Consider the following 8,956-nt stretch of genomic DNA (forward strand, 5'->3'; position numbering starts at 1 on the left):
GCGGTTTCGCGGGCTTGTCCGCATTTCCCCTTGAACGTGGGAGTGTCGACGGACGAGGACGCTCGTAAGGTGTACTGGCGCAAGGTGCCAGGCGGGCTTCCGCAAGTCGCCGGTTCGCTTTTGCGCGAACATCGGAAGAATAAGGAGGATTGCGATGGAGAAACGTTCGAAGGGACGCGCTGCGAAGGTTGCGTCGATGAGCAGGCGGGGTTTTCTGAAAGGGGGCGTGGCCCTTGGCGGCATGACGGCCCTTGGCGGTCTTGCCGGATGCGCGGCGCAGAGCGCGCCCTCGTCCGGTGCCGCACGGACGTCGTGGGTGCCTGATGAGTGGGATTACGAAGCGGACATCATCGCCGTGGGCGCCGGAGGGGCGGGTCTTGCCGCCGGCGTTGAAGCGGGAGAGCAAGGGATGAGCATCATCATCTTGGAGTCGCAGGCTATCGCAGGCGGCAACAGCGCAATCTGCGGAGGGGGCATCGCCATTCCGGGATCGCCTCTTCAGGAGCAGGAGGGGATAGAGGATAGCGCGGACATCATGTACGAGGACCTGTGCGCGTGGTTTGCGAACGACTATTACGACGACTACGTGCGCCTGCTGTGCGACCTGAACTCCGGCCTATACGAATGGCTGACCGGCCTGGGTGTGGAATTCAAAGAGGACGGGCTGATCCAGAGCAACGGGCACTCGCGTCCGCGAGAGCACCATGTGACCCCTGGCGACGTCATCTCGGCGTTGCAGGCGGCGGCCGAGGCTTCGGGAGCCGACATCCAGTTCAACGTGCATGTCAACCATCTTGTCCAAGACCCTGTCTCTCGGCAGATCGTCGGCGTCGTGGCGGGCGAAGAGGGACGGGAGGTCTATTACAAGGCCAACAAGGGAGTCCTGCTGTGCTCGGGCGGCTACACGCTCAACCTGGACATGCTCGAAGACTGGAACTTCGGGCCGGTCATCCACGAGCTTCCGTTCTTCTCCTGCTCGCCCGGGCAGGATGGCTCCGGCATCCAGATGGCGATGGAAGTGGGGGCGAGCACCCGCCATATGAGCTACTGCGCCATGCTCTCGACGTTGCACCCGGACGGAAGCCCCACCGACGCAACCGCCATGTACCACCAAGGCGCCATCTTGGTCAACATGGAGGGGCGGCGCTTCGTGGACGAGTCGCGCGGCTACACCAATGTGTGGGAGGAGCTTTTGCAGCAGACCGATGCGGTGTGCTACCAGGTGTGGGACAACGACATCGCGGTCGAGTACACCGACAACGAATCCGCCTACTACGATCATCATAAAGCGGAGGAGACGGGTCTTCTGCTTCAGGCAGACACGCTTGAGGAGCTGGCGGCTCTCATGGAGGTTCCTCCCGAGGCGCTTGTTTCGACGGTTGAAAGCTACAACGCCGATGTTTTGGATGACGGGGTGGACTCGGTTTTCGGCCGCGCCCACACGTCGGGAACGGGCGCCACTCCGCCTGCCCTGGACACCCCTCCGTTCTATGCGTTCAAGACCACTCCCGCCATGGGCGTCACGTACGGCGGCATACGCCAGGACGTGTCGCAAGGATGCCAGGTTGTCGACGTGTTCGGCAACGTCATTCCCCGGTTGCACGTGGCGGGGAACATCTCCGATTACTGCAATATGGGCTGCGTTCCGGGGACGCGGCGCGCCATCAACGCATCGGGCGTGAGCATGGGCGGCGCTATGTCGTTCGGTCGTTATTGCGTGCAGCAGATAGCCGGTCGCGATAGCTGGGATGCACAGTAGGGCGTGCAACGAAAAGTCCCGACCGCGTTTGACGGATGGGTTTCGGGCGTTGTCGGCGAGGTTTGCCGGCAACGCCCTTCTCGTGAGGCAGGTCGCGCGTCGCGCAATTTCGCCGCCGCGCGCCCGCTTGACGGCGGAAGCGCCCCCGCGCCGTCACCCGATGCGTTTCTCCATGATGTAGTCGTCCATGACAAAGCCGCCGCCGATGTCGGTTTCCACGGCGTCGATGGTGGCGAACCCCTTGCCTTTGTAGGCGCGGATGGCCAGGTCGTTGTGCTTGTTCACGGTCAAGTACATGGACACAAGCCCGCGGTTTCGGCACAGGTCCTCGTAAAAGCGGACGGTCTGGGAGGCGAAGCCGCGTCCGCGTTCGGGCGCGCGCAGGTAGATCTTCGAGATGAAGTAGCGGTTCGTCTCAGGCTCCGTGCGCCCGCCCGTGTAGCCGACGATGCGCCCGCCCTCCACGGCGCGCAAAAGCCAGTACTCGTAGCCGTGCTCGCGCATGTCGCGCTCGATGGCGGGCAGGCTTTGGAACCGCTCCACCATGTAGTCGGTCTGCTCCGCGCCGATGAGCGCCGGCCAGTACTCGTGCCATATCTCGTCGGCCAGCGCCGCTAAGCGCCCGCGGTCGTCGTCGGATTCCACCGGGATGAATTCAACGTCCATGCAGCCTGCCTTTCGTTTGCGTGTTTCCGTAGTGTAACGCTTGTGCTTCCTGTTTGTTGCCATCGTTTTCCGAGCGCATTAACTTTGGCGCATCCCGCCCCGCGCCGGCCCGAAGCCTGTCATGATCGAGGCGAGGAAGCGAAACGAAGCGAAAAGGAGGCAGGAACATGTTCGATGCAGGCTCGACGGGCTTCATGCTGGTGTGCGCGATGCTCGTCTTTCTGATGACGCCGGGGCTGGCGTTTTTCTACGGAGGCTTGAGCCGCCGCAAGAACGTGGTCAACACGATGGCGATGGTGTTCGCGGCCATCGGCATCGTGGGGATCACGTGGACGGCGTGCGGATGGTCGTTCGCGTACGGAGGGGACGGGTCGTGCCCCTTCTTCGGAGGCCTCGACCAAATCGGGCTTCTCGGAAGCGTGCAGGGGATGCTCGCCGAGGCCGCGGGCGAAACCGCCGACGCCGCATACCCCGGCATGGTGGACATCGCCTTCCAGATGGCGTTTTGCATGATCACCACGGCCATCATCACCGGCGCGGTGGCCGGCCGCATGAAGTTCGGCGCGGTGTGCGCGTTCTTGGCGGTGTGGACCGTGGTCGTGTACCCGCCGCTTGCGCACATGGTGTGGGGCGGCGAGGGCAGCCTGATAGGCGACATGATAGGTGCGCTCGATTTCGCGGGCGGCGATGTCGTGCACATCTCGTCCGGTCTCACGGGCCTTGTGCTCTGCCTGATGGCGGGCAAGCGGAAGGGTTTCGGCGTGATGAGCTACCGTCCGCACAACGTGCCGTTCGTGGCGCTTGGCGCGACGCTTCTGTGGTTCGGATGGTTCGGGTTCAACGCGGGATCGGCGTTCGATGCGGACGGGGTGGCCGCTCTTGCGCTCGTCAACACCGTGGTGGCGTCCGGGGCGGGGCTTGTGTCGTGGCTCGTGGTGGAGCGCGTGCGCGCGGGCAAGCCCACGCTCGTCGGCGCGGCCACCGGCCTGGTGGCGGGGCTTGTGGCCATCACGCCGGCCGCGGGCTTTGTGGAGCCGTGGGCGGCGGTCGTCATGGGCCTTGCGGTGTCGCCGGTATGCTACTTTTTCATCTCGGCGCTCAAGAAAAGGATAGGGTATGACGACGCGCTTGACGCGTTCGGGTGCCATGCGGTCGGCGGCGTGACGGGAGGCCTTTTGACCGGCCTGTTCTGCGTGCCCGAGCTGTCGTGGACCGATTTCGGCGGCCTGCTCTACACAGGCGACCCGTCGCTTCTGATAAGCCAGACGCTCGGCATCCTGGTGACCGTCGCGTTCGTGGGCGCGGCCGACGTCGTGATCGCACTTGTCGTGAAGGCCCTGTTTGGAGGGAGCCTGCGCGTGAGCACGGAGGAAGAGGCCCAGGGCCTTGACGTGGCCGCGCACGGCGAGAGCGCGTATCCGGCCTATGTGGGACTTGACTAGCGCAAACCTTGAGGCGAAAGGAACCAAGCCATGAAGAAGATCACGGCCATCGTTCGACCGGAGAAGCTGGAGCCGCTCAAAGAGGCGCTGTTCGCCGCCCAGGTGTCCGGCATGACCATCTCGCAGGTGCAAGGATGCGGGCACCAGCACGGATGGAAGGAGTTCTACCGCGGGACGGAGGTTTTGCTGAACACGATTCCCAAGGTGAAGTTCGAGCTGGTGGTGGACGACGGGCAGGTGGACGCCCTGGTGGACCTCATCCAGAAGACGGCGCGCACCGGGGAGGTGGGCGACGGCAAGATATTCATCTTCCCGGTGGAGCAGGTGGTGCGCATCCGCACCGGCGAGACGGGGGGAGGGGCCGTGTGACGGCCTGAGATGGAGGACGCGTGTGCGACGTATGGCCGACGTGTGGCGATCCCGGCCTCTTCGGGCCGGCGGGCGGCGTGCATCTTGCCTTTTGCCGTTAACGATATATAATCCTATTTAATCTACGATACGGTTATGACACGGCAAGAGGCATACATGGCATCCAAGACAATCGACAAACAGGAACGTCCGACCACGCGCAACACCATCCAGCGCGCGCTCGTGCTGGAGGCGGTGCGGTCCCTGCGCTGCCACCCCACGTCGGCCGACGTGTACGAAGCGGTGCGCGAGAAGCATCCGAACATCTCCCGCGCCACGGTGTACCGCAACCTCGGCGTGCTCGCCAACCGCGGCGAGGTGACCCGCGTCGAGGTTCCCAACGGCGCCGACCGCTACGACTTCCGCATGAACCCGCATTACCACGCCACGTGCCGCGTGTGCGGCGGCGTGTTCGACATCGAGATGCCGCAGATGGACATCGCCGCTCGGGTGGTGGACGCCCACGGCTTCTCGATAGAGAGCGAGGAAGTGGTGTTCGGCGGCGTGTGCGAGGCGTGCCGCAGGGCGGCGCAAAGCGAGTAGCGCCCGACGGGGGCCGGCGGGGGCTGGCGGGTTGAAAATCTCATGCGCGCGGGCAAAAAGAGCATAAAGAGCGCGCGTTGGCATGCTATACTGATGCGGCTTGTAGGACGATCCTGCAGGCGTACGGTAATGTAGGCCCCCGAGACATGTTTTGTTGCGCAGCTGAACAGGCAGGCCGCTTGCACAAGCGAACATGGTTTTGTTAGCAATCAATCATGGCGAAGGGTCCCCGACGAGAAGGAATTGAAAGGGGTCCGTTTTGACCGACATCAAGAACACGTCCGTCATCGACTTCGAGGACATCTCCGACGAGCAGATGAACGCGATGATCGACGGCACGCTGACCGAGTTCGACGAGGGAGATCTGGTTGACGGCACGGTCGTCAAGATCGAGCGCGACGAGGTGCTCGTGGACATCGGGTTCAAAAGCGAGGGCGTCATCCCCTCCCGCGAGCTGTCCATCCGCAAGGACGCCGATCCGTCCGACATCGTTGAGCTGGGCGAGAAGATCGAGGCCCTCGTGCTCCAGAAGGAGGACAAGGACGGCCGTCTGATCCTTTCCAAGAAGCGCGCCGAGTACGAGCGCGCCTGGATCCGCGTGGAGGAGAAGTTCAAGGCCGGCGAAGTGGTCACGGGCGAGGTCATCGAAGTGGTCAAGGGCGGCCTCATCCTCGACATCGGCCTGCGCGGCTTCCTGCCTGCCTCCTTGGTGGACCTTCGCCGCGTCAAGGACCTCGACATGTACCTCAACACCGAGATCGAGGCCCGCGTCATCGAGATGGACCGCAACCGCAACAACGTGGTGCTCTCCCGCCGCGTGCTGCTTGAGGAGGGCCGCAAGAACGAGCGCGCCGAGATCCTCGCGAAGCTTTCCAAGGGCATGCGCCTCAAGGGCACCGTCTCCTCCATCGTGGACTTCGGCGCCTTCGTGGACCTGGGCGGCATCGACGGCCTGGTGCACATCTCCGAGCTGTCTTGGAACCACGTCAACCATCCCTCCGAGGTTGTCAAGGTGGGCGACGAGGTGGAGGTCGAGGTCTTGGACGTCGATCTGCAGCGTGAGCGCATCTCGCTCGGCCTCAAGCAGACGACGGAGGATCCGTGGATCAAGCTGGTCGAGAGCTACCCGGTGGGTTCCATCGTGGACGGCAAGGTGACCAAGATCGTGCCGTTCGGCGCGTTCATCGAGCTGGGCCAGTCCATCGAGGGCCTGGTGCATATCTCCGAGATGGCCATGCGTCACATTGACACTCCGGCCCAGGTTGTGAAGACCGGCCAGGAGGTCAAGGTCAAGGTCATGGAGATCAACCCCGAGCGTCGCCGCATCTCCCTGTCCATGAAGGCCGCTGCGGCCGACCTGGGCTTCGAGATAGAGGTGGACGAGTCCATCCAGGTGGAGGAGAAGCCGGCCAAGAAGAAGGCCGAGAAGAAGGAGGCTCCCGCCGAGGAGGCCGCCGCTTCCGAGGCTGCGGAATAGCCCTTCGGATTCTATAGCGTTTGGCAGGCGGGCCGGTCGTTGCGACCGGCCCGCTTTTTGCGTTTTGGGGCGAGGCGGCGGGCGGGGTGGGAGCGCTTTGGCGCACCTTCCGCCCGCCTCTTGTTTCCACCGGCCGGCGCCGCTTTGTTGCCGGGTTGACGTGCCGGGTGTAAAATAACATAAGCGCAGGTCGTCACAGGGGGAGCGTGTTCATATGAGCATCACTGTTCGCGACATCCTTATGTTGCCCGTCATGCGTGACTCCGCCGTCATCGCCGGCGAGGACGGCTTGGCGAATCCGGTGCGCGGCATCGCCCTCATGGAGAGCCACGACAGCGTCGAGTTCGTCACGGGCGACACCATCATCCTCACCAACGCACGGGCGCTCGCGCACTATCCGAACCCTCTTCCGCAGCTTGTCAAGCGGCTCAAAGGGCAGCGCGTGGCCGGTATCGCGCTCAAGAAGAACCGCTATTTGTCGACCATCCCCCAAGAGATGCTCGACGTTGCGGACAAGGTGGGCTTTCCGGTGATCTTGGTGGGGGAGAGGCCTTCGCCGACGCAGATCATCAATGCGATCACCTATGAGATATTCCGTACAGAGGCGTATGGCACGAGTTATGTGTTCGATGACGATATCCTGAAGAACCTTGCCATCGGGACCGAGGACGCAAGCACGGCGAAAAGCAGGATGCTCTCGCTAGGGTGGGACATCAAGCAGAAGGCGGCGGTTGTGGCGATGTGGGCGCCCGGCGGGATAGGCGACGACGCCTTCGTAAAGGCGCGGGCGGCGGCCGAGGTGGAATACGGGTTCTCGGTCCTCGATACCAAGGCTATCGTCATGCTGCAGGACGATGACGAGGACGAAGATGCGTTTCGCAGGCGCGTGGCGGAGACGTTCGGGCGGACGGCCATGGAGCTGAAGCGCCTTGAACCGGGCATCTCGCTGCATGCGGGGGTGAGCACGGGCAAGAACATCGTGCTCCACCTTTACCGCAGTTACCAGGAGGCGCTCTCGGCGCTGTGCTTCGCCGTTGCGGACCGCAAGCCGAACGCGCTTTACCGCTTCGACCGGTTGGGCATCTTCTCCATACTGCTCAATCCCAAGAACAGCAATGCGTTCAACCAGGTTGTCGATGACGCGCTCGGGGGATTGCAGCGCTACGACAAACGGCACGGCAGCATGCTGTTCGAGACGCTGGTCGCGTACGCCGAATGCGACGAGCAGGTGAACCAGGCGGCCGAGGCGCTGGGCGTCCATTACAACACCGTGAGGCACCGGCTCAAGGAGATCAAGCGGTTCCTGTCGGAGATCGCCTTCGACAGCGACCAAGACTACTGCTTGGCGACGATGTGCCAGATGGTGAGATGGATGAAGAGCCGCCAGCGCCTGAGGAAGAAGACGCAGAGGGCGTTTGGGGCCGCGCACAAGCCTCGGCCCCAAGAGCAGCAGGGCCGGCGCGGCGCGACCCCGGTGCAGACGCGGGGGGGGGGCTTAAAGCCGCGTGACCGTGAGCGGGCCGTTTGAGTCGCGCCGTTGAGCGGGACGGTCGATGAGCAGCCATTTGCCGCCGAACACCATGAGCGCGAACGGCGCCCCGAACCCTACGAGCGACGCCAGCCACGCGAGCGTGGCCTGCTCCGCGAACAGCGCGGCGATGAGGTAGTACACGAACGCGTAGTTGTTGAACAGCAGGGGGCAGACGTCTCCCAGCGCGGCGAGCAAAAAGATGCTCGCAAACAGCACGATGCCGAGCGCCGCCGGCTGCCCGAGCGCGGGAGCCAGGGTTCCGATGGCCAGCGAGCAGCCAAGCGACCACACGATGCCCACCGCGCCGCCGCATCCCACGTCCTTGAGGTCGGCCAGGCGCTCGCACTTTCCCAGGAAGAACAGGAGCACGAGGAAGTACCCCGGCCAGGTGGGAACCCCTCCCATGAGGGCGGCGACAACGGCGACGGCCGCTATCGACACGGCGAGGATCCCCGACATGATGAGCGTCTCTCGTTTGATCATGGACGTCCTCCTTCAAGGAGGCGGGGGAGCGCATGGGGCGCTCCCCCGCAGACGGTTAGGGGGTCGGACAGGGCCGAGCGCCTACTCCGAGGCGGGCGAGGCCTCCCCGGCAGGGGCCGCCTCGGCGTCCTTGGGCCGCCTGACCACGAACTGCAGCAGCAGCGCGGCCACGGCGAAGGCCAGAAACACCAGGTAGGCACCCAGGTAGCTGCCGGTTGCGGTCTTGAAGGCGCCGGCGATGGTGGGGCCTATGGCCGAGGCCACGATCATCTGGCAGGTGATGCAGGCGTAGTTCATGCTGTAGTTCTTCGGCCCGAAGAAGCTGCCCGTGACCGCCGACGAGGACGAGATGGACCCGCCGTAGGACAGCCCCAGGAGCACGAACCCGGCCACGATGAGCGGCAGGCTGCTCGTGACCACGGCCACGGAGCACAGGGCCATCGCCGCGGCGTAGACCAGCGAGATGATGACGAAAGCGCGCCGGTAGCCCAGCTTGTCCCAGATAAGCCCCAGCCCGAACTTGCCCAGGCCGTTGAACGCCGAGATGGCGCCCATGGCCGAGGTGGCCGCGGCCAGCGCCGCCGCCTGGTCCATCGACAGCACGAGGATGTCGCTGGCGGCGGGCACGGCGTTGCTGATGAGGGCCA

Annotated in this window: 9 protein-coding genes; 6 read left to right on the plus strand and 3 right to left on the minus strand. The window is 64.2% G+C overall.

The window, feature by feature from the left end; translation table 11 throughout:
• Window positions 1-196 precede the first annotated feature (196 nt).
• Entirely contained in the window at window positions 197-1,759 is a 1,563-nt protein-coding gene (locus tag ACWKY3_RS09170) for an FAD-dependent oxidoreductase (RefSeq protein ID WP_449316098.1), read from the plus strand.
• 153 nt (window positions 1,760-1,912) lie between these two features.
• Here the strand turns inward: ACWKY3_RS09170 and ACWKY3_RS09175 are convergent, their stop codons facing one another.
• Entirely contained in the window at window positions 1,913-2,425 is a 513-nt protein-coding gene (locus ACWKY3_RS09175) for an N-acetyltransferase family protein (protein ID WP_449316099.1), read from the minus strand.
• Between the two features lie 167 nt (window positions 2,426-2,592).
• Between ACWKY3_RS09175 and ACWKY3_RS09180 the strand changes: the two genes are divergently transcribed.
• The 5 genes from ACWKY3_RS09180 (at window position 2,593) to ACWKY3_RS09200 (ending at window position 7,823) form a co-directional block, all read left to right on the plus strand.
• A complete protein-coding gene (locus ACWKY3_RS09180; RefSeq protein ID WP_449316100.1) occupies window positions 2,593-3,867 on the plus strand; it encodes an ammonium transporter in 1,275 nt (424 codons plus the stop codon).
• A 30-nt stretch (window positions 3,868-3,897) separates the two neighbouring features.
• Entirely contained in the window at window positions 3,898-4,236 is a 339-nt protein-coding gene (locus ACWKY3_RS09185; protein ID WP_449316101.1) for a P-II family nitrogen regulator, read from the plus strand.
• A gap of 156 nt (window positions 4,237-4,392) precedes the next feature.
• Window positions 4,393-4,818: a Fur family transcriptional regulator gene (locus ACWKY3_RS09190; protein WP_449316102.1), complete on the plus strand. Its 426-nt coding sequence runs from the start codon at window positions 4,393-4,395 to the stop codon at window positions 4,816-4,818.
• A gap of 259 nt (window positions 4,819-5,077) precedes the next feature.
• The gene (gene rpsA / locus ACWKY3_RS09195; RefSeq protein WP_449316103.1) at window positions 5,078-6,295 is read left to right on the plus strand and encodes a 30S ribosomal protein S1; all 1,218 of its coding nucleotides are present in this window, start codon (window positions 5,078-5,080) and stop codon (window positions 6,293-6,295) included.
• Window positions 6,296-6,509: 214 nt separating this feature from the next.
• Window positions 6,510-7,823, plus strand: coding sequence for a PucR family transcriptional regulator (locus ACWKY3_RS09200; protein ID WP_449316104.1), 1,314 nt, complete (start codon window positions 6,510-6,512; stop codon window positions 7,821-7,823).
• On the opposite strand, the gene ACWKY3_RS09205 is transcribed toward ACWKY3_RS09200, so the two are convergent.
• On the minus strand, window positions 7,791-8,309 hold the full coding sequence (locus tag ACWKY3_RS09205) for a hypothetical protein (protein WP_449316105.1): 519 nt from the start codon (window positions 8,307-8,309) through the stop codon (window positions 7,791-7,793). The genes ACWKY3_RS09200 and ACWKY3_RS09205 overlap by 33 nt on opposite strands.
• A gap of 81 nt (window positions 8,310-8,390) precedes the next feature.
• Window positions 8,391-8,956: MFS transporter (locus tag ACWKY3_RS09210; RefSeq protein ID WP_449316106.1), on the minus strand; the 566-nt coding region annotated here is incomplete at its 5' end.

Source organism: Rubneribacter sp. (genome assembly GCF_965361815.1).

What these genes read in the sequence shown, in the direction of transcription:
- ACWKY3_RS09170 (WP_449316098.1), top strand. Translation starts at nt 197, where the DNA reads ATGAGCAGGCGGGGTTTTCTGAAAGGGGGCGTGGCCCTTGGCGGCATG.
- ACWKY3_RS09175 (WP_449316099.1), bottom strand. Translation starts at nt 2,425, where the DNA reads ATGGACGTTGAATTCATCCCGGTGGAATCCGACGACGACCGCGGGCGC.
- ACWKY3_RS09180 (WP_449316100.1), top strand. Translation starts at nt 2,593, where the DNA reads ATGTTCGATGCAGGCTCGACGGGCTTCATGCTGGTGTGCGCGATGCTC.
- ACWKY3_RS09200 (WP_449316104.1), top strand. Translation starts at nt 6,510, where the DNA reads ATGAGCATCACTGTTCGCGACATCCTTATGTTGCCCGTCATGCGTGAC.
- ACWKY3_RS09190 (WP_449316102.1), top strand. Translation starts at nt 4,393, where the DNA reads ATGGCATCCAAGACAATCGACAAACAGGAACGTCCGACCACGCGCAAC.
- ACWKY3_RS09205 (WP_449316105.1), bottom strand. Translation starts at nt 8,309, where the DNA reads ATGATCAAACGAGAGACGCTCATCATGTCGGGGATCCTCGCCGTGTCG.
- ACWKY3_RS09185 (WP_449316101.1), top strand. Translation starts at nt 3,898, where the DNA reads ATGAAGAAGATCACGGCCATCGTTCGACCGGAGAAGCTGGAGCCGCTC.